Genomic DNA, 25,435 nt, shown 5'->3' with positions numbered 1-25,435 from the left:
CTCCCCAAAGTGGTGCGGATGCCTGTCGACACTAGTCGGGCACGGGGGTCGACGGACAGTGGTTCGGACAGTTCGCCGCAGGTGCGGGGCACAATCGAGGGGTGGACGAGACTCGCAGGGATCGCGACGCGGAGGGCCGGGCGCGCAACGCGCGTCCCCGTGACGGGCTGGGACGCCCGCTGCCGTACGGGGCACCGGGAGTGGAGCGACAACCGGAGGGGGTGGTCCGTACCCCCGAGGAGACCTTGCGGGAGGCGCAGCGGCTGCTGGACGCGGGGATGCCGTTCCACGCGCACGAGGTGTTCGAGGACGCGTGGAAGTCGGGGCCGGTGGCGGAACGGGAGTTGTGGCGCGGGCTTGCGCAGCTGGCCGTCGGGCTCACGCATGCGGCCCGGGGCAACACGACGGGCGGGGCCCGGCTGTTGCGGCGGGGCGCGGCGGCGCTCACGGCGTTCGCTGCCACCCGGCCCCATGGGATCGGGGTCGACGGGCTGATCGACTGGGCCGGGGAGCTGGCGGCGCGAGTGGAGCAGCCCCGAAGCGGGAGCGCGGCCGACGGATCGGTGGCACACGGCGGGGGCGGACGCACATCCGACGGCTCAGTGGCACGCGGCGGGGGCAGAAGCGCGGCCGGCGGCTCAGTGGCACGCGGAGGTGCCGGGAGCGCGGCCGGTGGACCGGTGCCCGGTGTGCGGCCCGTCGACGCGGCCGAGGAGGCGCCTTGTCTGCGGCCCGGAGACCGGTAGGGCCGGTCCGCCGGACCAGGCCCTCTACCCCGGCGCCGGGGGCGGTGGGGCGTGGGGCAGACTCGGTGCGGTGAGAAAGATCTATGTCATCGGCATCGGCGCGGGCGACCCCGACCATCTGACTTTGCAGGCCGTCAAGGCGCTGAACAGGGCGGATGCGTTCTTCATCCTTGACAAGGGTGAGGAGAAGTCCGATCTGACCGGGCTGCGGCGGGACATCCTCGATGTGCACGTGGCCAACTCCGCGTACCGGCTCGTCGAGGCGCGGGATCCGGAGCGGGACCGCAGGACGTCGGACTACTCACCCGCGGTGGACGACTGGCGTCGGCGCCGCGCGGATCTGTACGAGCGGTTCATCGCGGAGGATCTCGGCGAGGACGAGTGCGGGGCGTTCCTCGTGTGGGGCGATCCCGCGCTGTACGACTCCACGCTGGGCATCCTCGAGGAGATCCTCGACCGGCGTGCGGTCGTCTTCGACCACGAGGTGGTTCCCGGGATCAGCAGTGTCTCCGCGCTGCTGGCCAAGCACCGGACGGGGCTGAACCGGGTGGCGCGTCCGGTGCAGATCACGACGGGCCGGCGGCTGGCCGAGGGCTGGCCCGAGGGGGTCGACGACGTGGTGGTGATGCTCGACGCGCGGCAGGCGTTCACCCGCCATCTCGATCAGGACCTCTTCATCTACTGGGGCGCGTACGTGGGGACCGAGGACGAGATCCTGGTCTCCGGTCGCCTCGCCGAGGTGTCGGACCGGATCGAGGAGCTGCGGGCCGAGGCGCGCGCCCGCAAGGGCTGGATCATGGATACGTATCTGCTGCGTCGCGGCTGAATAGGCTTTACCGGCCCAGCAGTTGGAGCGCGGACGGCACATCGCGCACGACGGGCACGCTGTCGGGCGGCGGCGGGCGGCGGACCACGACGACGGGCAGACCGAGGTTCCTGGCCGCGGTGAGTTTCGCCGCGGTGGCGGGGCCTCCGCTGTCCTTGGTGACGAGGACGCCGATGGCGTGGTCACGCAGCAGCGCCGTCTCCCCTTCGACGGTGTACGGGCCTCGGTCGAGGAGGACGTCGGTGTGCCGGGGCAGCGGGGGCTCGGGGGGTTCCACGGACCGTACGAGGAAGTGGAGCCGGTCCGCTCCGGGGGCGGTGGCGAAGGCGGCCAGGCCCAGGCGGCCGGTGGTGAGGAAGATCCGGCGGCCCAGGGCGGGCAGTCGTGCGGCGGCGTGCGTGAGGTCGTCGGCCGGGTACCAGCGGTCGCCGGGGCCCGCCGTCCAGCCCGGGCGGCGCAGCGCGAACAACCGGGTGCCGGTGGCCTTCGCGGCCGTGGCGGCGTTGGCGCTGATGGTGTCGGCGAACGGGTGGGTGGCGTCGATGACGGTGTCCACGCCGTGGGTGCGCAGCCAGTCGGCGAGGCCCTCGGGCCCGCCGAAGCCGCCGACGCGTACGTCGCCGGCGGGCATCCGGGGCCGGGCGACCCGGCCGGCCAGCGAGGTGGTGACGCGCGTCGTCGCGTCGCCGCCGGGCCCGGTCAGCTCGGCGGCGAGCTGTCGGGCCTCGGTCGTTCCGCCGAGGATCAAAAGGTGGCCGGGCATGACCCGAACCTATGTCACCGCCTCCGTCACCATCTACGTCACTTTCGCCACCGGACGTACGGAGCGGTGAACAGGGCCGCTCGCAGCCATTACGATCCGGCGTCATGAGCACTTCTGACCAGGACCAGGCCGTGGACACCCCGATAGCCGCTCCCGAGGCCGCTTCCGAGGCGGCTTCCGCGATGGTTCCCAAGACGGCTTCCGAGGCCGAGGACCGTACCGATGCCGTCGCGGAGACCACCTCCGAGACCGCTTCCGAGACCGCTTCCGAGACCGCGCCCGCGGCAGTTCCGGAGACCGCCCCCGAGGCCGACTCCCAGGCCGACTCCCAGGCCGACTCCCAGGCCGACTCCCAGACCGGCTCCGAGGCCGACTCCCAGGCCGACTCCGAGGCCGGCTCCGAGGCCGACGAACGACGATTGACACCGCGTCAGGCGCGACGGCTGCGCATCGTCCTCTCGTCCGTCGGCATGGCGGCGATGGCGGTCGTCCTCGCGTTGCGGATCGCCAGCCGGTCGTCCGTGCTCGTGGTCGGGGTGTACGGGCTCGCGCTGATCCTGTGCGGGATCGTGATCGAACTCAGCAGGAACGGCCGTACGCGGCTGGGCAGTTGGCTGCTGGGGATCGGCCTGCTGGCGGCGATCGGTTCCGACTGGCTACTGATTCCCTGACGTACGGTCAGCGCACCGGGATCCGCACGGGGTGGTGGTCCGGCCGTCGTGATGCCGCAGTTCCACTCCGGTGAGCCGGTCGCGGCCGGTCAGGGCGGTGACAGTGGCGCGGGTGAGGAGCGGGGTGCGGGCCCGGGACCTGGTCGGCACCGTGAGGCGGGAGGACGGCTGGTCGGTGACCACGGCGACTACGTCCAGGCCGGCGACGCGCAGGGTGTCGGCCGCGGCACGGCTGACGGGTTCGTCGCCGATGACGACAGCGCGGGTACCGATCCGCTGCCGGTGGAGATGGACGGCCTGCTGGAGTTCTCCGGTGGCGTGGACGCCGGGTGGGCGCGTGCCGGGTACGAGGCGGGCGCTGCGGGGGCGGTACGGAACACCGCGTGCGATCAGCCCAGCAGCAGCTGGAGTCCGCCGAGGACCGTCGCGCCGATCACCAGCCGCTCGAAGAGCTTCTGGTTGATGCGGTCCACGCACCTGCGGCCGATGTAGGCACCGGGGAGGACGAACAGCAGCATGCAGGCGTCCAGCAGCAGCGACTGCGCGTCGATGAGGCCCAGGCCCACGCTGAACGGCACCTTGGACGTATTGACGATGAGGAAGAACCACGCCGAGGTCCCCAGGAAGCCGAGTTTCCGAAAGCCGGCGGAAAGCAGATAGAGCGACATGACGGGACCGCCCGCGTTGGCGACCATGGTGGTGAAGCCGCCCAGCACCCCGTACGAGCGCGCCTTGATCCTGCCGCTCACCGAGGGTTCACCGGACTCCTCATGCTTCTCCCCGCCCGTGGCCGCGGGCCTGCGCCGCCAGATTGTCACACCTGCCATGAACAGCAGGATCGCGCCGATCGATGTCCGTACGGCCGCGTCGTCGGCCCACGTCATGAAGGCCGTTCCCGCCACCACGCCGACGGCCACGGCGGGGAAGAGCCGCAGCAGAGTCGGCCAGTGGGCGTGCCGCCGGTAGATGAGAACGGCGAGTACGTCGCCTGCGATGAGGATCGGGAGCAGTACTCCGGTGGACTCGCGGGCCGGGAGTACGGCCGCGAAGACTGCCAGACTGATCGTATTGGCGCCACTGACGGCCGACTTCGAAAAGCCGACGAGTGCGGATGCCGCGGCGAGCGCGGCCAGTTGCCAGAGTGCGAGGGTCTCCATGCCAGGAACAGATGGTAGACCCACGTGTTACCGAACCTGCGTCGCACCCGCCTCCAGGTAGCCACCATTTCACCAAATCATCGGATGAATTGGCATGACAACAGACGGCCTCACGGCCGGCACCCGTACGCCCGGCCGGGACGATGCCGAATCATGGCCGCTGATCCGCGACCACTCCGTCTTCGGCCAGCCGATGGTCGAGTCCGCGTCGGTCGCCATCGGACTGCGGCTCACCCGGCCGTGGCTCTGGGACCGCTTGGAGTCCGGTGTGCGGGACCGCACCGAGGCGTGGCTGCGCGACGCGCTGCGGCACATCCCCTCCCCCAACAACTGGTACCTGTTCCCCTACTCCGTGGCCGCGTTCCTCGAATCCGTGGGCCGCGGCGACGCGGAGACGGCACGCGCGAAGGAGCGTGCCCTCGACCTGCTGGAGGGCTGGTACCGCGGGGACGGCTGGTACGCGGACGGCGACGGCCGGGCCTTCGACCACTACAACGGCTGGGCGCTGCACCTCTATCCCGTCCTGGACGCGCACCTGTCGGGCGACGCCGAGCTGTCCGCGCACTACGGCGGCCGGCTGCGCGAGCACCTGGAGGGCTTCTCGCTGCTGTTCGGCGGCGACGGTGCACCGATCCACTTCGGACGCTCGCTCACGTACCGCTTCGCGGCCGCCTCGTCGGTCGCGCTCGGCGCCGTCACCGGGCACACCCCGCTCACGCCGGGCGCCTCGCGTCGGGTGATCAACGGGTCGCTGCGCTACTTCCTGGACCGTGGGGCGACGGGTACGGACGGGCTGCTGAACCTGGGCTGGCACGGTCCGCACGAGGCGACGCTGCAGAACTACTCGGCCCCCGCCTCGCCGTACTGGGCGTCCAAGGCCTTCGTCTCGCTGCTCGCCCCGGAGGGCCATCCGCTGTGGACGGCGACCGAGGAGCCCGCGCCCAGTGAGGGTCCCGACAGGGTGCTCGCGCTGCCCGCGCCCGGTCTGCTCGTCCAGTCCACCCGGGCGGACGGGATCGTACGGCTGCACAACCACGGCAGCGATCATGTGCGCCCGCACGAGGGCGAGTCGGGGGTGACGGACGATCCGCTGTACAGCCGTCAGTCGTACTCCACCGTGACCGGCCCCACGTCGAGCGCGAACACGGCGGACAACCATCTGGCGGTGGTCGTCGCCGGGGTGCGCAGCGGTCGCCGAGTGGTCCGCGCGCTGGGCGCGGGTGGCGGCGACGGGTGGGGGTGGGCCGCGTCCTGGCACCGCCCGGTGTTCACGTCCGGTGCGCCGATGGTGCCGGGGATGCGGGTGGAGAGCGTCACCGTGGTGCGTGGCCGTTACGAGCTGCGGGTGCACCGGGTGGTCGGCGCGCCGGCCGAGGCCCGGGGGGAGCAGACGGGCTGGGCGACCGGCCCGGGCGACACGGTGACGTCCGAGCTGCACGGCCTGCACGGCTGGGAGACGCGGGATGCGGTACGGGCCCCGCAGGGTACGGCGTACACGCGCTGGGCGGTGGTGCCCCGGCTGTCCACGGCCGCGGAGGGCACGGTGGTGCTTGTGGCGCTCGCCTCGCTGACCGCGGAGCCCGCCGCGGCACCGCTGGACGCGGTGGTGAGTGGGGTTCAGGTGGACGGGGACTCGGTGGACGTCCGCTGGGCGCAGGACGCGGCGACGACACGTATCGGCTTCGCGCCGACGGTGACGGTCACGGTCACGGTCACGCACGGCTGAGCACCGGGGTCGCGCGGCCGGGAGGTCGCGCGACCCCGCCCCGCCCCTACGCGTCGGTCCGGATCACCACCACCAGAGTGCGCGGACCGTGCACACCCTCCACTCGTTCCAGCTCGATGTCGGACGTGGCCGAGGGGCCGCTGATCAACGTCGTAGGACGCTCCGGAACGAGCCGGGCCACCGCCTCCGGTACCCCGGCCTCGACGCTCGACAGGTCGACGACGCACACATGCAGATCGGGGACGAGGGACAGCGCCCGCCGCCCCTGGTCGGGCGAGCCGTCCAGGAAGATCGTCCCGGTCTCGGCGCAGCTGACGGCCGAGGCGGTGACGACCCCGTCCAAAGCGTCGAGCCGGGGCGCCGGGATGGTGTCGGAGTCCTGCTGGACCTCACCGTCGTAGGCGCCGAGCCACGCCGGGTCGAGTCCGGCCGGCGCTCCGATCCGCCGGGCGCCGCGCTCCCGCAGCACTTCGGCGACGGTCGCGGCCGTGCGGTCGGCGGCGCAGGTGTGGACGTGTGCCTTGTAGTCGACGAGCCGGTCGGTGAAGAGGGACAGGCGTTCGTCGTCGGGGAGGGTACGGCCGGTGCGGTAGGTGCGCGGGACGGTGGTGTCCGGGGTGGGGGCGAGGGCCAGGGCGTCCTTGATCCTGCCCAGCACCGTGTCGCGAGCGGTCGTCACTTCCCCTCCTTCTCGTTCATCTCGTTCTTCTCGTTCTTCTCGTGCTCGTCGGCGGCGTTCCTCTTGTGCTCGTCGGCGGCGGCGCGCATCGTCGCGGCGCCCTCGGCCGACGCCAGCCAGGAGCGGAAGGACTGCTTCGGCGGGGCGGCGGTGTCGCGGCTGTCGCTCCACCCGTTGAACGGCGGTGGCAGATGCGAGATCTTCCCGTCCCGCCCGGCGATGACGCGGCCGATCGCCGCCCCCTTCTGTGCGGCCGTGAACAGCTTCGGCCGCTTCATCACTCCGGCCGCCGCCTTCATGGCCAGCTTCTCCGCCGTCGTGCCGGACTGCTCGGTGTGCTGGTGGCGCAGCTCGACCAGCAGCGACGGAATGTCGATCTTGACCGGGCAGGCGTCGAAGCAGGCGCCGCAGAGGCTGGAGGCATACGGCAGCGAGCTGTTGGGGTCGTCCTTGGCCGCGTGCATCCCTGCGAGCTGCGGGGTGAGGACCGCGCCGATCGGTCCGGGGTACGTCGAGCCGTACGCATGGCCGCCCGCCCGTTCGTACACCGGGCAGACGTTGAGGCAGGCCGAGCAGCGGATGCAGTTGAGGGCCTCGCGCCCGATCCGGTCGGCGAGCGCCGCGGTGCGCCCGTTGTCGAGCAGGACCAGGTGGAAGTCCTGTGGTCCGTCGCCGGGTGTCACCCCGGTCCACATCGAGGTGTACGGGTTCATCCGCTCGCCGGTGGAGGAGCGCGGCAGCAACTGCAGAAAGACTTCGAGGTCCTGATGGCGCGGCAGCACCTTCTCGATACCCATGACGGTGATCAGGGTGTCGGGCAGGGTCAGGCACATGCGCCCGTTGCCCTCCGACTCGACGACACAGAGGGTGCCGGTCTCGGCGATGCCGAAGTTGGCGCCGGAGACCGCCACCTTGGTCGTCATGAACTTCTCGCGCAGATAGGTGCGGGCCGCGGCGGCGAGATGCGCGGGGACGTTGTCGAGGCCCGGGTCGACGCCCGGGATCTCCTTGAGGAAGATCTGCCGGATCTCGTCGCGGTTGCGGTGGATCGCAGGGACCAGGATGTGCGACGGCTTGTCGTGCGCGAGCTGCACGATCAGTTCGGCGAGGTCCGTCTCGTACGGGGTGATGCCGGCCGATTCGAGATGCTCGTTGAGGCCGATCTCCTGGGTGGCCATCGACTTGACCTTGATGACGTCGGTGCTGCCCGTCGCCTTGACGAGCCGCGTGACGATCTCGTTGGCCTCGACTCCGTCGCGCGCCCAGTGGACGGTGCCGCCGTGCTCGGTGACCTTCCGCTCCAGTTGTTCCAGGAGTTCGGGAAGCCGGTTCATGGTGTCGGTCTTGATGGCCGAACCTGCGTCGCGCAGCTGCTCCCAGTCGGGCAGTTCGCCGGTGACGTTCAGGCGTTTGGCGCGGATCGTGTGGGTGGCCCTGCCGAGATTGCGGCGCAGTTGTTCGTTGCGGAGTTCGTCGTGGGCGGCGGCGGGGAACGTCCGGTCGCCGCGCAGATTGCCGGTCCCGTACGGGGAACGGGGCGGGGTGGCGGGCATGCCGAGGAAGGTGCTGCTCATCGGACGGCCTCCGTCGGGACGTACGGCGAGGTGCGGGTGGAGGAGAGGATCTGCGCGAGGTGCAGGGTGTGGGTGCCCGAAGAGATACGGGAGAGTCCGCCGCCGATGTGCATCAGACAGGACGAGTCGCCCGCGGTGCAGACCTCGGCTCCCGTGGTGGCGATGTCGCGCATCTTGTCCTGGAGCATCGCCGTCGACGTCTCGGCGTTCTTGACGGCGAAGGTGCCGCCGAATCCGCAGCAGGCGTCGGCCTCGGGGAGCTCGACGAGGTCGATGGATTCGACGGCGCGGAGCAGCTTCAGCGGCTTCTCACCGACGCGGAGCATGCGCAGGGAGTGGCAGGTGGGGTGGTACGTCACACGGTGCGGGAAGTACGCGCCGACATCGGTGACGTCCAGGACGTCGACGAGGAGCTCCGACAACTCGTACGTCTTGCCCTTGACGGTGGCGACCCCCGCGCGCAGCGCCGCGTCCCCGTACCGCTCGGCGACGATCTCGTGCTGATGCCGGACCGAGCCCGCGCACGAGCCGGACGGCATGACGACGGCGTCGATCGACGCGTCACCGAACTGCTCGGCGAAGTTCCGCACCAGCGGCACGGGTTCACGCTGGTATCCGGTGTTGACGTGCATCTGGCCGCAGCAGGTCTGCCCGGGCGGGAACACCACGTCGTGGCCCAGCCGGGCGAGCAGGACCGCGGTCGATTTCACCGCCTCGGGGAAGAGCGTGTCTCCCAGACAGGTGGCGAAGAGTCCGATGCGCATGGGTCTCTCCGATCGCTTCTCCATTTATATGGTCCGACCATACTAGCCTCGGTCCGGAACGTGAAGGCTGCGGCACCACGAGCCGATACACATAGGCATGCACCTGACAAGACCTAGGCGCACCCCAGACCCCGGCCCAACCGGCCGGAGCCCGCGCCCATCTGTCAGGAATCCCCTCGCGCGCGGTCGGAGTTCTCGTCGACCAGCGTGCCGTGGAGGCTGCGGATGTGCCGCTCGACGAGATCTGCGGCCTGCACGCCCTCGCCGGCGCGTACCAGCCTCAGCAGCCCGGCGTGCTCCGCGTTGAGCGCGGCGGCCGTGGCCGGCCAGTCCTCGGCCTCCTCCAGCGCCCGCAGGATCAGCGGTCGCACCGACTCGCGAACGGCGGAGGTGAGCGTGGAGGTCAGTTCATTGCCGGAGCTGCGGGCGATGTGCACATGGAACCGGGTGTCCAGGTCGTTGAACTCCGACACCCCGACATCGGGCTCCCCCATCCGCACGACCAGCGCCTCCGCCTCATCGAGGCCCTCCGGGGATGCATGCCGCGCGGCCGCCTCGAAACTCGACCTCTCCAGTACGACGCGCGCCTCCAGGACGTCCTCCAGGCTGTAGCTGCCCAGCGCGAAGTGGAGTCGCAGCAGCCGCCCGAGCGCGTCGTCGGGGTTGCGCACGATCCGCGCCCCGGCATCCGGCCCCCGGCCCGGCTGCGCGACCAGCACACCGATGGTCTCCAGCACCCGCAGCGCCTCGCGCAGCGCGGACCGGCTGACCCCGAGCACCGGCGCGAGCTCACGCTCGGGTGGCAATCGGTCGCCCGCCCTGAGCTCACCGGAGAACACCCGCTCCTCGATGCTCTGGAGCACGAGTTCATGCGTACGGGACTGCCGTACGGGTTGCCATTCGACGGGCATCCGTCACCCCCTGCCTCGGCCGGAATCGTCCGGTTGCCGTCGTGTCCGCTGCCCGATCTTCCACTATGTCACACAACACATATGGTCGGACCAAAGGACGCATCGTTCAGTCGCCGAACGACCCGTGGCGGCCCGCACCGTCCCCGAAGCGGTCGGCACCCGCCTGCGTCTCTCCCGCGGTGAGCGGCACCAGGCCGTGGTGGTACTCCGCGGCCAGGGCGTCCAGCTCGCTCAGGCCGTGCTGCTCGCGCACCGAGAGCCGGTCGTGGCGCAGGCACAGTTGCGGGAACGCGGCGATTTCCCGGGCGAGTTGCTCCGCCGCGCGCCGGGCCTCACCGGTCGGAACGATCCGGTTGGCGAGCCCCATGGCGTACGCCTCCGGGGCCGGGACGGGGCGCCCGGTGAGGATCATGTCCATGGCCCGGCTCTCGCCGATCAGGCGCGGCAGCCGTACGGTTCCGCCGTCGACCAGCGGCACTCCCCAGCGGCGGCAGTACACCCCGAACACGGCGTCGTCCTCGGCCACCCGCAGATCGCACCAGAGGGCCAGCTCCAGCCCCCCGGCCACCGCGTGACCCGAGACCGCCGCGATGACGGGCTTGCTCAGGCTCATCCGGGTCGGCCCCATCGGCCCGTCGCCCTCGGGCAGGACCTTGTTGCCGCGTTCCGTACCGATGCTCTTCAGGTCGGCACCGGCACAGAACGTACCGCCCTCGCCCCACAGCACGGCGACGGCCGCATCGGCGTCGGCATCGAACTCGCGGAAGGCGTCGGCGAGTCGGGCGGCTGTCGGACCGTCCACGGCGTTACGGACCCCGGGCCGGCTGAGGATCACCGTGCACACGGGTCCGTCGCGCTCGATCCGTACCGCTGGTTCCTCGTTCATCGTTCGCCCTCCCGCAGGGGTTGCAGAAGCCGGGCCGATGCCGTCGAGGACGACGGCCGCGCCGCCGCGCACCACGTGCGGCAGCCCGACGCGATCGCCCCGTGAGACGCCCGGCCCGGTCGGTGGATTCATCTGATTCTCACGCAACTGTTCTACTCTGAGCCGCGTGACCCAGACGAGCCCGCCCGGCTGGCATCCAGACCCCGGGTATACAGGAATTGGCCCCGTTCACGAGCGCTGGTGGGACGGCCACCGGTGGACCGACCACCTCCGCGTGCCGCCGGCCGCGGCCCGGCGCCGCAGGCTGCGTATCGGCATCGGCGTCACCGCCGGTGTGGTGGTGCTCGCCGCCGTCGGCGGCGGTCTCTTCCTGCTGTCGGACGATTCCTCCGGCTCGGTGAAGGACGCGGCCGCAGCCCCGTCACCCGCACCTTCCGGCGCGCCCGGCCGCGGGCCGGGGGCGCCCGGAGGCGGTGGCCGCGAGGGCGGCGGCGGGAGCGGGGCACCCGAGCAGCGGCTGCCGGGGACCGAAGACGGCTACGCCACGGACCTGACCAGTGGAATCAGTCTCCCGGTGCCCGACGGGTGGACGGGCAACTCGGGGATCACCGGCGCGTGGGTGAGCACGGGCGAGTACGCGTGCCCCGGCGCCACGTCCGAGCAGTGCGTGCGCGGCGGGGTGTCGTCCACGCCCGCGAAGGCCCTGAAGCTCGACACCACGACGGCGAAGGCCACGGCGACGAAGGACATCTCCGCCAACGCCACGGAGTCCTACGGCGAAAAGATCTACGGAGGCATCACTTCGCATCAGGAGCTCAAGTCCGGTCCGGTCACCGTGGCCGGAGAGCAGGGCTACCTGGTGCGCTGGAAGGTGGTGACGAAGAACGGCGACGACGGGTACGTCCAGTCGCTGGCCTTCCCGTCCCCCCGTTCCAAGGACATGCTGGTCGTCGTCCGTTCCGGCTTCGACATCAACTCCAAGGCGCCGGAGCTCTCCGTCATGGACGAGATCACCAAGGGCATCAAGGCCGCGTCGGGAACGGGCTCCGGTCCGGGCACCACCGTATAGGAGCGTGGCGGGCGATCGCGTCTGCGGGGAGGGCGCCCGGCACCGGTGTGAGTACAAGAGGACGACCGGACTGAGTACGTCGTCCGATTCCTCATCGGGCCATGGCTGGTCGAATGACAACCATGGTTCCCGACGCGTCTCCCCGCCCCCGCATGCAGCACGTCACCACCGCCGGTACGGCCCTGGCCGTGACGTTGGCGCCGCTGGTGATCGGCGTACTGCTGGCCAAGACCATGGCGGCGGATCCGATGGGTCCGGTCAACGCGATGGTCACCAGGGGCGGGCAGCCCGTGCCGATCTCGCCCGCGCAGTGGCGCCGCTGCGGCAGGCACGCGCTTCGCAGCTGGAAGGCCCCGCTGAACGCCTGCAGACACCCGGGCACTCCGGTGCCGCGGCGCGCCGGGGTACGTCGGCCGCGCCGGTCCGGGGCGTTGCTGCGCGAGCGCTGAGTTCCGGGCCGGCCCGCTGCGTCAGACCGGCTCGCAGTGCAGGAACAACTGGGGCTCGGCCACCGCTCCTTCGTACGCCGGGGTGAACGGACCGCTCTGCTCCCACAGGATCGTGAATCCGGCCCCGGCGACCAGTTCGGTGAACGCTTCGGCGCCGAAACTGGTCGCCTGCACCTTCTGCCCCATGACGACGACATCGGCGTCCTCCACGTCCAGCGGAACTGTGGCGACGGCCAGGACTCCGCCGGGGAGCAGCAGTCGTCCCAGTCTCCGCAGGAGCCGGGACTGATCGTCGCGGGACATCTGCAGTAACGAGAAGTACGAGCACACCACGTCGAAACTCCGTTGCTCCAGGGGGAGTTCGCGGATATCGGCGCATACGAAGGTCGCACCGGGCACGTTCCGGGCCGCCAGGTCGACCATGACGGGCGAGACATCGACGCCCAGCACCTGATGACCGGCGTCGGCCAGGGTCTGCGCAGTGGGACGGCCCGTTCCGCTGCCCACGTCCAGGACTCGGCTGTGCGGTGGGATGTGCTCCAACAGCCGGTGCAGCGACGCGTGGTGGGTGGCCGAGTCGGCGAACGCCCGCTCGTACTCGGCGCCCAGAGCATCGAACACCCTCGCGGCCGGAAGGCCGTGCTCTTCGTCCATCGATGCGCATCCTTCCCATCCCGGCAGGTCCCCGGGATCTTTTCACCATTCGGTGCGGCCTTCAACGTCCCACCCGGGCCCGTCACATGGGGAATCGGGGCACCCGGTGTGGACGAGCGAGGGGCAACGTCCCCGGTGCCGGGTGACCGCCGTGGCCCGGTCACGGACCCCGGCCAGGAGCCGGTGGCGCCCCGGGTCGGTGGCGAGTCCGACCGCCGTCCGTGCCATGGCGATCGCGCCGTCGAGTACGGCCCTGTCGGCGCCCGGGGGTGGTGCCCGCGGCGGCCGACGCGCGGGGCCGTCGCCGGACACGGCGTCAGGCGGAAAACCCGGTGACCTGCCCGCACCGGGATCACTACACTCGCCACGAATCGCCCGCAGCGACATCATCGCGGCGTGCACCGCGACGAGCGAGGGGAGACCGGCCATGCGTTACCGCACCGCCGTCGTCGTCCCCCGGTCACGGTACGAGGTGATCCTGGTGTCTTCGTGCGTCCGGTGCCCGCTGCGCGGCCGGTACCGGATCTCCGCGACGAACAACTGACCCTCTTTCCCACGGTGTTGGGTCGCCGGTGCGGCCGTGCACCGATGCGGTCCGCCGCACCAGGGGTTCATGCGTGGCCTGAGCGCAGGCCCGTTCGTCCGGGAATCGCGCCGTCCCGCATCCGGATCACCCGAAAGGCCATGGGCCGTGCGTACCGAACTGCACCGTCAACTCACCAGTGCACTGACCGGCGTTCGCAATCTGGGCATCCTCGCCCACGTCGATGCCGGCAAGACCACCGTCACCGAACGGATCCTCTACCTCACCGGCACCACCCACAAGCGGGGCGAGGTCCATGACGGTACGACCGTCACCGACTTCGATCCCCAGGAACGCGACCGCGGCATCACCATCTTTGCCGCGGCGGTGAGCTGTGACTGGGACGGTCACCGGATCAACCTGATCGACACCCCGGGCCACGTCGACTTCTCCGACGAGGTGGAGCGCTCGCTGCGGGTGCTCGACGGCGCGATCGCGGTGTTCGACGCCGTCGCGGGGGTCGAACCGCAGAGCGAGTCGGTGTGGCGGCAGGCCGATCGGCACGGGGTGCCCCGGATCGCCTTCGTCAACAAGCTGGACCGTACCGGGGCCGACCTCGACGCGGCGGTCGCGTCGATACGCGAGAGGCTGCACGCGGTCCCGCTGGTGGTCCAGTTGCCCATCGGGAAGGAGGACGGGTTCACCGGAGTGGTGGATCTGCTGCGTATGCGGTCGCTGGTCTGGGCCGACGGTCAGGGCACGTACGAGGAGGGGGAGGTGCCGGACGACCTGCGGGAAGAGGCACTTCGGCGTCGTCGGCTGCTGGCGGAGACCGTGGCGGAACTCCATCCGGTGGCGTTGGAGGAGTTCTGCGCGGAGTCGACGGTCTCCGCAGGGACGCTGGCCGCCGCGCTGCGCGATCTGACCCGTGCCGGTGAGGGCGTCGTGGTGCTGTGCGGTTCGGCCTACCGCAACCGCGGGATCGAGCCGCTGCTGGAGGCCGTCGTTGCCTATCTGCCCTCGCCGCTGGATGTGCCGGCGGTACGCGGCACCCTGGACGGCGCGGAGCAGGAGCGGCCCGCCGACCCGGCCGCGCCGTTCGCCGCGCTGGTGTTCAAGGTGAACTCGACCGCGACGGGGCGGCTGACGTACCTGCGTGTGTATTCGGGAAAGATCCGGAAGGGGGACGCGGTGCTGGACGTGGGCGCGCGGCGCAGCGAGCGAATCGGCCGGATCCTGCGGGTCCGGGCCGGACAGCACTCGGACGTGGACGGGGCGGTGGCCGGGGACATCGTCGCGGTGATCGGGCTCAAGGCGGCACGGGCCGGGGCGACGCTGTGCGCACCGGCGGCGCCCTTGGTTCTCGAACCGCCTTCCGTGGCCGATCCGGTCGTCTCCGTGGCGGTCGAGACCCGCAGGAGCATCGACACCGACCGGTTGGTGCCGGCGCTGGCGCGGCTGGTCGAGGAGGATCCTTCGCTGACGGTACGGACCGACCCCGAAACGGGTCAGACGGTGCTGTCGGGGATGGGGGAACTGCATCTGGAGGTCGCGGTGGAGAAGATCCGTCGTGCTCACGGGCTGGAGGTCGGCGTCGGCCGGCCGCAGGTGGCCTACCGGGAGACGGTCGTCCGTGGCGTGTCCGGACTGGTGTACCGGCATGTCAAGCAGGACGGCGGCGCCGGTCAGTTCGCTCATGTCGTCGTCGACGTGGAGCCACTGGAGGCCGGGGGTGACCACGATGCCGGCGGCGGGGTGGACTTCGTGTTCCGGTCGTCCGTCGTCGGGGGCCGGGTGCCGCAGGAGTACGTGCGGGCGGTCGAGGCCGGTTGCCGGGACGCCCTGGTCGAGGGCCCACTCGGCGGTCACCCGGTGACCGGGCTGCGGGTCACGCTGACCGACGGGGCGACCCACTCCAAGGACTCCTCGGAGATGGCGTTCCGGACGGCCGGCCGGCTCGCGCTCCGTGAGGCGCTGCGCAACAGCGCGATGGTGCTGTTGGAGCCGGTGGTGGAGGTCACCGTCACCGTGCCCGACGACGCCGTGGGCGGGGTGCTCGGCGACCTGGCGGCACGGCGCGGCCAGGTCTCGGGCTCGACCGCGCGGGCCGGCACGTCGGTGGTCACCGCGACCGTGCCGCTGGCGGAGCTCTTCGGCTATGCGACCCGGCTGCGCAGCCGGACGCAGGGCCGGGGAACCTTCACCACCCGGGCCACCGGTTACGCCCCGGCGCCGGCCGCGGTGCCCCACGGGACGACGGGCCGGTAGCCCCGGGGCGCGGCCCCGTCCGTACGCGGGCTGGGCCGCGTCACCTACACGCCGGACAGTTCGCGCCGGCGGCACTGCCGGCCGCCGGAGCAACGCGGTCAGCAGCGGTGGCGGGTGGCGGTGGGAGCGCTGCCGGATACCGATCGGAATCGATGGCCGCCCCACCGCCGCCCCGCCTGCCGGAACGCCGGACCGGAGGTTCCCGGCGGGATCAGACCCGCGGGACCGGGTAGGTCGGGTACTCCACGCCGGACACGTGCTGGACGACCCGGATGACCTGGCAGGAGTAGCCGAACTCGTTGTCGTACCAGAGGTAGAGGATCGCGTTGTCGCCCTCGACCTTGGTGGCACCGGCATCGACGATCGAGGCGTGCCGCGAGCCGATGAAGTCGCTCGACACCGCGTCGGGGGCGTTGGTGAAGTCGATCTGGCGCTTGAGCGGCGAGGTCAGCGACACATCACGGAGGTAGTCGAGGACCTCTTCGCGGGTGGCCTCACGGCCCAGCCGCAGGCTGAGGATCGCGATCGAGACGTCCGGCACCGGGACGCGGATCGAGCTGCCGGTGATCGGCGCCTCGAGGTCGGGCAGCGCCTTGGCGACGGCGGACGCGGCACCGGTCTCGGTGATGACCATGTTGAGCGGCGCCGAGCGGCCGCGCCGGTCGGCCTTGTGGTAGTTGTCCAGCAGGTTCTGGTCGTTGGTGAACGAGTGGACGGTCTCCACGTGGCCGCGGAGCACGCCGTACTCGTCCGCCATCGCCTTCAGCGGCGGGACGATCGCGTTGGTGGTGCAGGAGGCGCAGGACAGGATCTGCTCGTCCGACTTGATCGCATCGTGGTTGACGCCGTGCACGATGTTGGGGACGTCGCCCTTGCCCGGAGCGGTCAGGACGACCTTGTCGATGCCGGGGCGCAGGTGCTGCGACAGGCCCTCGCGGTCGCGCCACTTGCCGGTGTTGTCAATGAGGATGGCGTCCTTGATGCCGTACGCCGTGTAGTCGACCTCCGACGGGTCGTTGGCGTAGATCACCTTGATCTCGTTGCCGTTGGCGACGATGGTGCTGGTCGCCTCGTCGACGGTGATCGTGCCCTGGAACTGGCCGTGGATCGAGTCGCGGCGCAGCAGCGAGGCACGCTTGACGAGGTCCTCGTCGGCCCGGCCGCCGCCCCCGCGGACGACGATGGCGCGCAGCCGCAGCCCGTTGCCGGAGCCGGCCTTCTCGATGAGCAGGCGGGCGACGAGGCGGCCGATGCGGCCGAAGCCGTAGAGGACGACGTCGCGGCCCTGGGGACGCTCGATCTTGTTGGCACCCGTGGCGCCGGCGACGGCCTTGGCTGTGAACTCCTCGACCGAGAGACCGCGGTCGTCGCTCTTGAAGGTCGCGGCGAGCATGCCGATGTCGATCTGGGAGGGGCCGAGATCCAGCGTGGTGAGGGCCTGCAGGAAGGGCATGGTCTCGGTGACCGAGAGCTCCTCACCGGCGATCTGCCGGGCGAACCGGTGGGTCTTGAGGATGCTGACCACCGACTTGTTCACCAAGGAGCGGCTGTGCAGCAGGACCGTCACGTCCCGCTCCCGGTGCATCTTCCCGATGATCGGGATCATCGACTCCGCGATCTCCTCGCGGTGGTTCCAATTGGTGAACGAGTCGTCATTGACAGTCACAGATTTATCTTTCGAGCTAGGCGGCGCTCATATGCTAACCCGTCGCCTTTTTGATCAATCAAACGGTGCCGTCCGAGCCGGAAACGGTAGGGATGTGTGACGTATTGCGTTTGTTTGTCTCGATATCGGGTCGTCAGGTGACCGACCCCTCCTGGACCCGCGCCGCCGGCCAGGGCGCGGCCTGTTCCAGTTGCGCGGCCAGGGAGAGCAGCAGCCCCTCGCCCCCGAGATCGGCGGCGAACTGGACGCCCAGCGGCAGCCCGTCGCCGTCCCGGCCGAGCGGGACGGACATCGAGGCCCTCGGCGAAGAGGCGGCTGCCGCCGGTCGAGGGCAGGCCGGTGAGCGCGCGCCGCCGCGGCGTCTCCACGACGGCACCGTTCGCGGTCATACCGTGGCCTCCTCGGCAGTGGCGACACCCAGCGGGTAGTGGCAGGCGACGACGCCGACGGTGCTTTTGTGCGGGACGAGTTCGGGGGCCTCGTCCGCGCACCGGTCGGTGGCGAAGCCGCACCTGGCGGCGAAGCGGCAGCCGGCCGGCGGACTCAACGGGTTCGGGGGCCGGCCCTCGATGGTCGGCAACAGGGTGTGCGGGGGCGTGTCCAGCTGCGGGATCGAAGCGATCAGGGCCTGGCTGTACGGATGCCGGGGGCTCTCGAACACCGACGCGATGTCGGAGTGCTCGACGATGCGCCCGGCGTACATCACCGCGACCCGGTCCACCCGGCCGGCGACAGTGCCGAGGTCGTGGCTGATCAGGATCGTCGCCATGCGCAGCTGCTCGCCGAGCGCCTGCAGCAGGTCGAGGATCTGCTTCTGGACCGTGACGTCGAGTGCCGTGGTCGGCTCGTCGGCGATGAGCAGGCGCGGACCGCAGGCCGGCGCCATCGCGATGACGACCCGCTGCCGCATGCCGCCCGAGAGTTCGTGCGGGTACTGCCCGGCCCGCCGGGAGGGTTCGGGGATGCCGACCTGCCGGAGCAGGTCGACGGCCCGGTCCCGGGCGTCGGCGCGGCTCAGGCCGAGGTGCAGGCGCACGCTCTCGGACAGATGCGTGCCGACCTTCTTCACCGGGTTCAGCGATGTCATCGGGTCCTGGAAGACCATGGCCACCTCTGTGCCCCACAGCTCACGCCGCCGCTGCGGCGTGAGCGCGTGGACGTCCTTGCCGCCGATGAGCACGGATCCGGAGACCGAGGTGGCGGGCCCGTTGCCGATCAGGCCCATGACGGTGCGTCCGAGGACGGACTTGCCCGATCCGGACTCCCCGACGAGGCCGAGGGTCTCCCCGGGGGACAGGGGCAGGGAGACGTCGTCGACGGCCCGCATCTCTCCGTGCGGGGTGTGGAAGACCGTGCGCAGGCCGGTGACGTCGTAGAGGGACCGGGCGAGCAGGTCGAGCCCGAAACCGTTGGTGCCGAGCGGGTGGGGTCCGGTGAACGCCGGGGTCGCGAAGGTCGGTTCGGTGACGGTGGCCGCCACGTCCCGATGCTCGGCGAGCGGCAGCCAGGGGGTGAGGAGGATCGCCAGGTCCCGCATGGTCCGGGACGGCGGGGAGGACTCCTGCGAATCCGGACGAGGGGCCCCGCTGCGCGGTGGTACCCGTCCGGCCGGACAGGTGGCACCGCGCCGCGTAGCGGACAGTGTGTCAGTGTGCCCCGTACACCGGCTGCGGGGTCTCGGAGTCGGCGAGCAGTTCGAGCGTGGCCTCCCCCGCCTCCGCCGGCGTCCAGCGGGCTCCCTTGTCCGCGGTGGGCCCCGGCCGCCAGCCCTCCATGACGGTGATCCGGCCGGCCTCGGCCTCGAAGACCCGGCCGCTCACCCCGGCACAGGCGGCGGAGCCCAGCCAGACGACGAGGGGGGAGACGTTCTCCGGGGCCATGGCGTCGAATCCGCTGTCCTCGGGGGCCGCCATGGTTTCGGCGAAGGTCTGCTCGGTCATCCGGGTCCGGGCGGCCGGGGCGATGGCGTTGACCTGGACGCCGTAGCGGCCCATCTCGGCGGCGGCGACCAGGGTCAGACCGATGATCCCCGCCTTGGCGGCGGAGTAGTTGCCCTGCCCGACGCTGCCCAGGAGGCCCGCCCCGGAGCTGGTGTTGACGACCCGCGCCTCGGGCGTACGGCCGGCCTTCGCCTCGGCGCGCCAGTGCGCGGCGGCGTGCTTGAGCGGCAGGAAGTGGCCCTTGAGGTGGACGCGCATCACCGCGTCCCAGTCGTCGTCGTCCAGGTTGACGAGCATGCGGTCGCGCAGGAATCCGGCGTTGTTGACGAGGGTGTCGAGGCGGCCGAAGGCATCGAGAGCGGTGGCGATCAGTGAGGCCGCGCCCTCGGTGGTGGTGATGTCGCCGCCGTGTGCCACCGCCTCGCCGCCGAGTGCGCGGATCTCCTCGACGACCTGCTGGGCGGGCCCGGTGGCCCCTCCCGTGCCGTCGAGACCCACTCCGAGGTCGTTGACGACGACCTTGGCGCCCTCGGCGGCGTGGGCGAGGGCGTGCGCGCGCCCGAGCCCGCGGCCCGCCCCGGTGATGACGGCGACGCGTCCCGTACACAGTCCGGTCATGGGTGTGTGTCCTTTCGGTGAGCGAATCGAGGTCTGCGGCCAGAACCCGCCGGCCGGTGTCGGAAGCCGCGCATCCGGTCGGTTCGGCGATCGCTGCCCATGGACATCTCCCGCCGCACACCGATCGCTGCTAGCTTGCAACCTAACAAACGCTTGGTGGGAAGGTAGCTGATCTGCTCATGGGTGTCTCCACCTCCGCCCCGGAAGAGGGCATCGCCCTCGTCTCCGTGGACTATCCCCCGGTCAACGCCCTCCCCGTGCAGGGCTGGTACGCCCTGGCCGCCGCGGTACGCGCCGCGGGGGCCGATCCGTCGGTGCGATGCGTGGTGCTCAGCGCCACGGGCCGCGGCTTCAACGCCGGCGTCGACATCAAGGAGATGCAGCGCACGGCCGGCCACGACGCCCTGATCGGCGCCAACCGCGGCTGCTACGAGGCGTTCGCCGCGGTCTACGACTGCGAGGTCCCGGTGGTCGCCGCCGTGCACGGCTTCTGTCTGGGCGGCGGTATCGGCCTGGTCGGCAACGCGGACGCCATCGTCGCCAGCGACGACGCGACCTTCGGCCTGCCCGAGCTGGACCGCGGCGCGCTCGGCGCGGCCACCCACCTGGCCCGGTTGGTCCCCCAGCACCTGATGCGGGCCCTGTACTACACCTCGCGGACCGCCACCGCGCAGGAGCTGCACCGGCACGGCTCCGTGTGGCGGGTCGTACCGCGCGAGCAACTGCCGGACGCGGCGCTGGAGCTGGCCCGTGAGATCGCCGCCAAGGACGGGACGCTGATCCGCCTCGCAAAGGCCGCGATCAACGGCATCGACCCGGTCGACGTACGCCGCAGCTACCGCTTCGAGCAGGGCTTCACCTTCGAGGCCAACCTCAGCGGCGTGGCCGACCGCGTCCGCGACACCTTCGGCACGGAAAAGGAGCAGCAGTCGTGAGCAGGGACAAAACCATGACCGCCGACGAGGTCGTCGGCCGGCTGGAGAGCGGCATGACGATCGGCATCGGCGGCTGGGGCTCCCGGCGCAAGCCGATGGCCCTGGTCCGCGCGCTGCTGCGCTCGGACGTCACCGACCTGACGGTCGTCTCCTACGGCGGTCCCGACGTCGGGCTGCTCGCCGCCGCCGGACGGATCCGCAAGCTGGTCGCGGCCTTCGCCACGCTCGACTCCATCCCCCTCGAACCGCACTTCGGTGCGGCCCGGCAGCGGGGCGCGTTCGAGATGGTGGAGCTGGACGAGGCCATGTTCATGTGGGGGCTGACGGCCGCCGGGCAGCGGCTGCCCTTCATGCCGGTGCGGGCGGGGCTCGCCTCGGACGTGATGCGCGTCAACCCGCGGCTGCGGACCATCACTTCACTGTACGAGGACGGCGAGGAGCTCGTCGCGGTCCCGGCACTGCGGCTGGACGCCGCGCTCGTCCACCTCAACCGCGCCGATGTGCACGGCAACGCCCAGTACCTCGGCCCCGACCCGTACTTCGACGACCTCGTCTGCGAGGCCGCCGACACCGCGTACGTCTCCTGCGAGCGGATCGTGGACACCGCGGACCTGCTCAAGGAGAACGGACCGCAGACGCTGCTGGTCAAGCGCGCGTTCGTGAACGGTGTCGTCGAGACGCCGAACGGCGCCCACTTCACGTCCTGCGTGCCCGACCACGACCGCGACGAGACGTTCCAACGGGCCTACGCCCAGGCCGCCCGCGACCCCGAGGCGTGGCAGGCGTTCACCGAGCGGTTCCTGTCCGGGGACGAGGCCGCGTACCAGGCCGCGGTGGCGGCGTTCCACGAGGAGGAAAAATGAGCGGCAGCACCGGGACGACGACGGCGACGCGGGCCGAATACTGCGTGGTGGCCTGCGCCGAGGCATGGCGGGGCGCGGGCGAGGTCCTGGCCGGCCCGATGGGTACCGTCCCCACGATCGGGGCCCGGCTGGCGAAGCTCACCTTCTCCCCCGATCTGCTGCTGACCGACGGCGAGGCCCTGCTCATCGGCGACGTGCCGGCGGTCGGTACGAAGTCCCAGGTGGTGGAGGGGTGGCTGCCGTATCGTCAGCATCTGTCCATGACCGCCACGGGACGGCGGCACGTGATGATGGGCGCCACCCAGATCGACCGCCACGGCAATCAGAACATCTCCTGCATCGGCGACTGGGCCGCCCCCAAGCGGCAGCTGCTGGGGGTGCGCGGCGCCCCGCTCAACACGCTGAACAACCCGACGAGTTACTGGATCCCCAGGCACTCGGCGCGGGTGTTCGTCGAGCGGGTCGACATGGTCTGCGGCGTCGGCTACGACCGCGCCGCGGCGGCCGGTCCCGCCGCGGCCCGGTACCACCGCATCCCGGACGTCATCAGCAACCTCGGCGTCTTCGACTTCGAGACCCCGGACCGTACGATGCGGCTGCGCTCCCTGCACCCCGGCGTCACGGCCGAAGAGGTCGCCGAGGCCACCGGGTTCGCGCTCCCGATCCCCGACGAGGTGCCGTACACCCGCGAGCCCACCGCCGAGGAGCTGCGGCTGATCCGCGAGGTCATCGACCCGAAGGGCCTGCGCGAGAGCGAGGTCCCCGCATGAGCGGCGTCACGATCGCCACCCCCCTCACCGAGCTGGTCGGGGTCCGCCACCCCATCGTGCAGACCGGCATGGGGTGGGTGGCGGGCCCCCGTCTGGTCACGGCGGCCGCCGACGCGGGCGCGCTCGGCATCCTCGCCTCCGCAACGATGACCGTCGAGCAGCTCCGCTCCGCCGTCCGTGAGGTCACCTCCCGTACGGACGCGCCGTTCGGCGTCAATCTGCGGGCGGACGCGGGGGACGCGGCCGAGCGGGTACGGATCATCATCGACGAGGGCGTCAAGGTCGCCTCGTTCGCGCTGGCGCCCTCCCGTGAGCTGATCGCGCGACTGAAGGACGCCGGGGTGGTGGTCATCCCGTCCGTCGGTGCCAGAAGGCATGCGGAGAAGGTCGCCGCGTGGGGCGCCGACGCGGTGGTGGTACAGGGCGGCGAGGGGGGCGGCCACACCGGGAACGTCGCGACCACCGTCCTGCTCCCCCAGGTCGTCGACGCGGTGGACATCCCGGTCATCGCGGCGGGCGGCTTCCACGACGGTCGCGGTCTGGTCGCCGCGCTGTCCTACGGCGCGGCCGGGATCGCCATGGGCACCCGCTTCCTGCTCACCTCCGACAGCACCGTCCCCGCGGCGGTCAAGGCGAAGTACCTGGCCGCAGCGGTGACGGACGTGACCGTCACCACCGCCGTGGACGGCCTCCCGCACCGGATACTGCGCACCGAGCTGGTGGACGCGCTGGAGCGCTCGGGCCGGTCCGCCTCGCTGCTCCGGGCGGTCCGGCACGCCGCGGCCTTCAAGAAGGAATCGGGCCTGGGCTGGGCGCGGATGATCCGCGACGGCCTGGCGATGAAGCACGGCAAGGAACTGACGTGGAGCCAGGTCCTGCTGGCCGCCAACACCCCGATGCTGCTCAAGGCCTCGATGGTCGAAGGGCGCACCGATCTCGGGGTGATGGCGTCCGGTCAGGTCGCGGGGCTGATCGACGATCTGCCGTCGTGCGCCGAACTCGTCGACCGCGTCATGGCGGAGGCGGACGCCACGCTCCGTGCCCTGCCCCTTCCCCTGGCGCGCTGAGGCGCGCGTACCGAAGCGCGAGTGCCCGCGGCCTTGACGCCCGCGGGCACTCGCGCTTCGGTACGCCGGACCCCTGGGCGAGGTCGTTACCCGGCGATGCGTCAGAGGCGCTCGATGATGGTGACGTTGGCCTGGCCGCCGCCCTCGCACATGGTCTGCAGGCCGTACCGGCCGCCGGTGCGGTCGAGTTCGTGCAGCAGTGTGGTCATCAGCTTCGTGCCGGTGGCGCCCAGGGGGTGGCCGAGGGCGATGGCACCGCCGTTGACATTGACCTTCTCCGGGTCGGCTCCGGTCTCCTTCAGCCAGGCCAGGACGACCGAGGCGAACGCCTCGTTGATCTCGACCAGGTCGATGTCGTCGAGGCAGAGCCCGGTCTTCTTCAGCGCGTACGCCGTCGCCGGGATCGGCGCGGACAGCATCCGGATCGGGTCCTCGCCACGCACCGAGAGGTGGTGGATGCGGGCCCGCGGGGTCAGGCCGTGCTCGCGGACGGCCCGTTCGGAGGCGATGAGCATCGCGGCGGCGCCGTCCGAGACCTGCGAGGAGACGGCGGCGGTCAGCCGGCCGCCCTCGACCAGCGGCTTCAGGCCTGCCATCTTCTCCAGCGAGGTGTCCCGGCGCGGGCCCTCGTCGCACGTCACGTCACCGTAGGCGACGGTCTCCCGGTCGAAACGGCCCTCGTCGATGGCCCGGATCGCCCGCTGGTGCGAGCGCAGCGCGAACTCCTCCATCTGCTCCCGGGTGATGCCCCACTTCTCGGCGATCAGCTCGGCGCCGTGGAATTGGTTGACCGGCTGGTCGCCGTAGCGCGCCCGCCAGCCCGCGGAGCCGGCGTACGGCCCCTCGGTGAGTCCGAGCGGTTCGGCCGCCTGGCGGCCGGCGAAGGCGATCGGGATCTGCGACATGTTCTGGGTGCCGCCCGCGACGACCAGGTCCTGGGTGCCGGAGAGCACCCCCTGGGCCGCGAAGTGCACGGCCTGCTGGGAGGAACCGCACTGCCGGTCCACGGTGACGCCCGGCACTTCCTCCGGCAGCCCGGCGGCCAGCCAGCAGGTGCGGGCGATGTCCCCGGCCTGCGGGCCGACGGTGTCCAGGCAGCCGAAGACGACGTCCTCGACGGCCGCCGGGTCGATGCCCGTGCGCTCCACGAGCGCGGTGAGCACATGTGCTCCCAGGTCGGCCGGGTGCGCGGCGGCGAGCCCGCCGTTGCGCCTGCCTACCGGGGTGCGGACTGCTTCGACGATATAGGCCTCGGCCATGACTGCTCCTTCTCTGTATTCAGAGTGACATGTCAGTCCCGCAGGGCGATGCCCTCCAGCACCATGGACAGGTACTGGCGGGCGATCTCCTCGGGGCTGTGCTGTCCGCCCGGCCGGTACCACGACGCGGCGACCCAGACGGTGTCGCGCACGAAGCGGTAGGTGAGCCGGATGTCCAGGTCGGCGCGGAAGATCTCGGCGGCGACGCCGCGTTCAAGGGTTGCCAGCCACGCCTTCTCGAATTTCACCTGCGAGTCGGCGAGATAGTGGAACCGGGGCTGGGAGGAGAGGTGCTTGGACTCCTTCTGGTAGATGTCGACCGCGGCGCGGTGCCGGTCGATCTCCCGGAAGGATTCGGTGACGAGGGCCTCGATGGTCTCCCGCGGGCCGAGTCCGGCGGCGAGTACGGCGTCGTACCCGGCCCACAACTCGTCCAGGAAGGTGGAGAGGATCTCGTCGAGCATCGACTCCTTGGAGTCGAAGTGGTAGTAGAGGCTTCCCGCGAGCATTCCGGCGGCGTCGGCGATCTTGCGGACGGTGGTGGCGTTGTATCCCTGTGCGGCGAACACCTCCGCGGCGGTGGCCAGGAGTTCGCTGTGCCGCTCGGGGGACGGGCTCATCGGGGTCTTCTCGCCTTTGCCCGGCGCGCTG

At 71.2% G+C, this 25,435-nt stretch carries 25 protein-coding genes and 1 pseudogene; 12 read left to right on the top strand and 14 right to left on the bottom strand.

Features of this window, described 5'->3' with window-relative positions; translation table 11 throughout:
- Positions 1 to 101 precede the first annotated feature (101 nt).
- Positions 102 to 554, top strand: a pseudogene (locus OG936_RS32230) (DUF309 domain-containing protein); the annotation flags it as partial.
- A gap of 262 nt (positions 555 to 816) precedes the next feature.
- A complete protein-coding gene (gene cobF, locus OG936_RS32225) occupies positions 817 to 1,572 on the top strand; it encodes a precorrin-6A synthase (deacetylating) (RefSeq protein WP_406499462.1) in 756 nt (251 codons plus the stop codon).
- Positions 1,573 to 1,579: 7 nt separating this feature from the next.
- Here the strand turns inward: cobF and OG936_RS32220 are convergent, their stop codons facing one another.
- Positions 1,580 to 2,335 (bottom strand): cobalt-precorrin-6A reductase, encoded by a 756-nt coding sequence (locus OG936_RS32220; protein ID WP_406499461.1) that lies wholly within the window; start codon positions 2,333 to 2,335, stop codon positions 1,580 to 1,582.
- Between the two features lie 104 nt (positions 2,336 to 2,439).
- Between OG936_RS32220 and OG936_RS32215 the strand changes: the two genes are divergently transcribed.
- Positions 2,440 to 3,006 (top strand): hypothetical protein, encoded by a 567-nt coding sequence (locus tag OG936_RS32215; RefSeq protein ID WP_406499460.1) that lies wholly within the window; start codon positions 2,440 to 2,442, stop codon positions 3,004 to 3,006.
- A gap of 48 nt (positions 3,007 to 3,054) precedes the next feature.
- Positions 3,055 to 3,498 carry a hypothetical protein gene (locus OG936_RS32210; RefSeq protein ID WP_406499459.1) on the top strand — a complete coding sequence of 148 codons (444 nt, stop codon included), beginning with the start codon at positions 3,055 to 3,057 and terminating at the stop codon, positions 3,496 to 3,498.
- On the opposite strand, the gene OG936_RS32205 is transcribed toward OG936_RS32210, so the two are convergent.
- On the bottom strand, positions 3,396 to 4,163 hold the full coding sequence (locus OG936_RS32205) for a sulfite exporter TauE/SafE family protein (RefSeq protein ID WP_406499458.1): 768 nt from the start codon (positions 4,161 to 4,163) through the stop codon (positions 3,396 to 3,398). The two genes, OG936_RS32210 and OG936_RS32205, sit on opposite strands and share 103 nt — an antisense overlap.
- A gap of 94 nt (positions 4,164 to 4,257) precedes the next feature.
- Between OG936_RS32205 and OG936_RS32200 the strand changes: the two genes are divergently transcribed.
- A complete protein-coding gene (locus OG936_RS32200; RefSeq protein ID WP_406499457.1) occupies positions 4,258 to 5,889 on the top strand; it encodes a DUF2264 domain-containing protein in 1,632 nt (543 codons plus the stop codon).
- 46 nt (positions 5,890 to 5,935) lie between these two features.
- Here the strand turns inward: OG936_RS32200 and OG936_RS32195 are convergent, their stop codons facing one another.
- From OG936_RS32195 to OG936_RS32175, 5 genes are all read right to left on the bottom strand, one after another.
- Positions 5,936 to 6,568 (bottom strand): lactate utilization protein C, encoded by a 633-nt coding sequence (locus OG936_RS32195; RefSeq protein WP_406499456.1) that lies wholly within the window; start codon positions 6,566 to 6,568, stop codon positions 5,936 to 5,938.
- A complete protein-coding gene (locus OG936_RS32190) occupies positions 6,565 to 8,142 on the bottom strand; it encodes a lactate utilization protein B (protein WP_406499455.1) in 1,578 nt (525 codons plus the stop codon). The genes OG936_RS32195 and OG936_RS32190 overlap by 4 nt, the downstream gene beginning before the upstream one ends.
- Positions 8,139 to 8,906: a (Fe-S)-binding protein gene (locus tag OG936_RS32185; RefSeq protein WP_406499454.1), complete on the bottom strand. Its 768-nt coding sequence runs from the start codon at positions 8,904 to 8,906 to the stop codon at positions 8,139 to 8,141. The genes OG936_RS32190 and OG936_RS32185 overlap by 4 nt, the downstream gene beginning before the upstream one ends.
- Before the next feature lie 164 nt (positions 8,907 to 9,070).
- Complete coding sequence (locus OG936_RS32180) at positions 9,071 to 9,817, bottom strand: FadR/GntR family transcriptional regulator (protein ID WP_406499453.1); 747 nt, start codon at positions 9,815 to 9,817, stop codon at positions 9,071 to 9,073.
- 106 nt (positions 9,818 to 9,923) lie between these two features.
- Positions 9,924 to 10,703 (bottom strand): crotonase/enoyl-CoA hydratase family protein, encoded by a 780-nt coding sequence (locus OG936_RS32175; RefSeq protein WP_383760400.1) that lies wholly within the window; start codon positions 10,701 to 10,703, stop codon positions 9,924 to 9,926.
- A gap of 166 nt (positions 10,704 to 10,869) precedes the next feature.
- Between OG936_RS32175 and OG936_RS32170 the strand changes: the two genes are divergently transcribed.
- Complete coding sequence (locus OG936_RS32170) at positions 10,870 to 11,772, top strand: DUF2510 domain-containing protein (protein WP_406499452.1); 903 nt, start codon at positions 10,870 to 10,872, stop codon at positions 11,770 to 11,772.
- Between the two features lie 122 nt (positions 11,773 to 11,894).
- Positions 11,895 to 12,221: a hypothetical protein gene (locus OG936_RS32165; RefSeq protein WP_406500690.1), complete on the top strand. Its 327-nt coding sequence runs from the start codon at positions 11,895 to 11,897 to the stop codon at positions 12,219 to 12,221.
- A gap of 21 nt (positions 12,222 to 12,242) precedes the next feature.
- On the opposite strand, the gene OG936_RS32160 is transcribed toward OG936_RS32165, so the two are convergent.
- Positions 12,243 to 12,875, bottom strand: coding sequence for a class I SAM-dependent methyltransferase (locus tag OG936_RS32160; protein ID WP_406499451.1), 633 nt, complete (start codon positions 12,873 to 12,875; stop codon positions 12,243 to 12,245).
- Between the two features lie 691 nt (positions 12,876 to 13,566).
- Here OG936_RS32160 and fusA point away from each other — a divergent pair.
- Positions 13,567 to 15,666 (top strand): elongation factor G, encoded by a 2,100-nt coding sequence (fusA, locus tag OG936_RS32155; RefSeq protein WP_406499450.1) that lies wholly within the window; start codon positions 13,567 to 13,569, stop codon positions 15,664 to 15,666.
- A gap of 211 nt (positions 15,667 to 15,877) precedes the next feature.
- Here fusA and OG936_RS32150 read toward each other — a convergent pair whose 3' ends face one another.
- The 4 genes from OG936_RS32150 to OG936_RS32135 form a co-directional block, all read right to left on the bottom strand.
- Positions 15,878 to 17,332: a glyceraldehyde-3-phosphate dehydrogenase gene (locus tag OG936_RS32150; RefSeq protein ID WP_406499449.1), complete on the bottom strand. Its 1,455-nt coding sequence runs from the start codon at positions 17,330 to 17,332 to the stop codon at positions 15,878 to 15,880.
- Between the two features lie 133 nt (positions 17,333 to 17,465).
- Positions 17,466 to 17,624, bottom strand: a complete 159-nt coding sequence (locus tag OG936_RS32145; RefSeq protein WP_406499448.1) for a hypothetical protein — start codon at positions 17,622 to 17,624, stop codon at positions 17,466 to 17,468.
- A 93-nt stretch (positions 17,625 to 17,717) separates the two neighbouring features.
- Entirely contained in the window at positions 17,718 to 18,869 is a 1,152-nt protein-coding gene (locus tag OG936_RS32140; protein WP_406499447.1) for an ABC transporter ATP-binding protein, read from the bottom strand.
- Between the two features lie 109 nt (positions 18,870 to 18,978).
- Positions 18,979 to 19,890, bottom strand: a complete 912-nt coding sequence (locus OG936_RS32135) for an SDR family oxidoreductase (RefSeq protein WP_406499446.1) — start codon at positions 19,888 to 19,890, stop codon at positions 18,979 to 18,981.
- Positions 19,891 to 20,069: 179 nt separating this feature from the next.
- On the opposite strand from OG936_RS32135, the gene OG936_RS32130 reads away from it, so the two are divergent.
- Genes OG936_RS32130 through OG936_RS32115 form a run of 4 tightly spaced genes read left to right on the top strand, consistent with a single transcriptional unit; the run spans position 20,070 to position 23,525 of the window.
- Positions 20,070 to 20,825, top strand: coding sequence for an enoyl-CoA hydratase family protein (locus OG936_RS32130; RefSeq protein ID WP_406499445.1), 756 nt, complete (start codon positions 20,070 to 20,072; stop codon positions 20,823 to 20,825).
- A 14-nt stretch (positions 20,826 to 20,839) separates the two neighbouring features.
- Positions 20,840 to 21,688, top strand: a complete 849-nt coding sequence (locus tag OG936_RS32125) for a CoA transferase subunit A (protein WP_406500689.1) — start codon at positions 20,840 to 20,842, stop codon at positions 21,686 to 21,688.
- Positions 21,685 to 22,458 carry a CoA-transferase subunit beta gene (locus OG936_RS32120; RefSeq protein ID WP_406499444.1) on the top strand — a complete coding sequence of 258 codons (774 nt, stop codon included), beginning with the start codon at positions 21,685 to 21,687 and terminating at the stop codon, positions 22,456 to 22,458. Before OG936_RS32125 ends, OG936_RS32120 begins: the two co-directional genes overlap by 4 nt.
- Positions 22,455 to 23,525: an NAD(P)H-dependent flavin oxidoreductase gene (locus OG936_RS32115; protein ID WP_406499443.1), complete on the top strand. Its 1,071-nt coding sequence runs from the start codon at positions 22,455 to 22,457 to the stop codon at positions 23,523 to 23,525. Before OG936_RS32120 ends, OG936_RS32115 begins: the two co-directional genes overlap by 4 nt.
- A 101-nt stretch (positions 23,526 to 23,626) precedes the next feature.
- Here the strand turns inward: OG936_RS32115 and OG936_RS32110 are convergent, their stop codons facing one another.
- Together OG936_RS32110 and OG936_RS32105 are read right to left on the bottom strand one after the other, a co-directional pair.
- A complete protein-coding gene (locus OG936_RS32110) occupies positions 23,627 to 24,784 on the bottom strand; it encodes an acetyl-CoA C-acetyltransferase (protein WP_406499442.1) in 1,158 nt (385 codons plus the stop codon).
- 32 nt (positions 24,785 to 24,816) lie between these two features.
- Positions 24,817 to 25,404, bottom strand: a complete 588-nt coding sequence (locus OG936_RS32105) for a TetR/AcrR family transcriptional regulator (protein WP_406386859.1) — start codon at positions 25,402 to 25,404, stop codon at positions 24,817 to 24,819.
- Between the last annotated feature and the right edge of the window lie 31 nt (positions 25,405 to 25,435).

This window comes from Streptomyces sp. NBC_00846, assembly GCF_045207325.1.
Taxonomy (GTDB): domain Bacteria; phylum Actinomycetota; class Actinomycetes; order Streptomycetales; family Streptomycetaceae; genus Streptomyces.
Note: the sequence above shows the minus strand (reverse complement) of the source record. Positions and strands in the feature narration are given on the sequence as shown.

Excerpts from the sequence above, each read along its gene's own strand:
- OG936_RS32220 (WP_406499461.1), bottom strand. The coding sequence starts at position 2,335 with ATGCCCGGCCACCTTTTGATCCTCGGCGGAACGACCGAGGCCCGACAG.
- OG936_RS32215 (WP_406499460.1), top strand. The coding sequence starts at position 2,440 with ATGAGCACTTCTGACCAGGACCAGGCCGTGGACACCCCGATAGCCGCT.
- OG936_RS32205 (WP_406499458.1), bottom strand. The coding sequence starts at position 4,163 with ATGGAGACCCTCGCACTCTGGCAACTGGCCGCGCTCGCCGCGGCATCC.
- OG936_RS32200 (WP_406499457.1), top strand. The coding sequence starts at position 4,258 with ATGACAACAGACGGCCTCACGGCCGGCACCCGTACGCCCGGCCGGGAC.
- OG936_RS32190 (WP_406499455.1), bottom strand. The coding sequence starts at position 8,142 with ATGAGCAGCACCTTCCTCGGCATGCCCGCCACCCCGCCCCGTTCCCCG.
- OG936_RS32185 (WP_406499454.1), bottom strand. The coding sequence starts at position 8,906 with ATGCGCATCGGACTCTTCGCCACCTGTCTGGGAGACACGCTCTTCCCC.
- OG936_RS32180 (WP_406499453.1), bottom strand. The coding sequence starts at position 9,817 with ATGCCCGTCGAATGGCAACCCGTACGGCAGTCCCGTACGCATGAACTC.
- OG936_RS32175 (WP_383760400.1), bottom strand. The coding sequence starts at position 10,703 with ATGAACGAGGAACCAGCGGTACGGATCGAGCGCGACGGACCCGTGTGC.
- OG936_RS32165 (WP_406500690.1), top strand. The coding sequence starts at position 11,895 with ATGGTTCCCGACGCGTCTCCCCGCCCCCGCATGCAGCACGTCACCACC.
- OG936_RS32160 (WP_406499451.1), bottom strand. The coding sequence starts at position 12,875 with ATGGACGAAGAGCACGGCCTTCCGGCCGCGAGGGTGTTCGATGCTCTG.
- OG936_RS32145 (WP_406499448.1), bottom strand. The coding sequence starts at position 17,624 with ATGTCCGTCCCGCTCGGCCGGGACGGCGACGGGCTGCCGCTGGGCGTC.
- OG936_RS32140 (WP_406499447.1), bottom strand. The coding sequence starts at position 18,869 with ATGCGGGACCTGGCGATCCTCCTCACCCCCTGGCTGCCGCTCGCCGAG.
- OG936_RS32135 (WP_406499446.1), bottom strand. The coding sequence starts at position 19,890 with ATGACCGGACTGTGTACGGGACGCGTCGCCGTCATCACCGGGGCGGGC.
- OG936_RS32130 (WP_406499445.1), top strand. The coding sequence starts at position 20,070 with ATGGGTGTCTCCACCTCCGCCCCGGAAGAGGGCATCGCCCTCGTCTCC.
- OG936_RS32125 (WP_406500689.1), top strand. The coding sequence starts at position 20,840 with ATGACCGCCGACGAGGTCGTCGGCCGGCTGGAGAGCGGCATGACGATC.
- OG936_RS32120 (WP_406499444.1), top strand. The coding sequence starts at position 21,685 with ATGAGCGGCAGCACCGGGACGACGACGGCGACGCGGGCCGAATACTGC.
- OG936_RS32115 (WP_406499443.1), top strand. The coding sequence starts at position 22,455 with ATGAGCGGCGTCACGATCGCCACCCCCCTCACCGAGCTGGTCGGGGTC.
- OG936_RS32110 (WP_406499442.1), bottom strand. The coding sequence starts at position 24,784 with ATGGCCGAGGCCTATATCGTCGAAGCAGTCCGCACCCCGGTAGGCAGG.
- OG936_RS32105 (WP_406386859.1), bottom strand. The coding sequence starts at position 25,404 with ATGAGCCCGTCCCCCGAGCGGCACAGCGAACTCCTGGCCACCGCCGCG.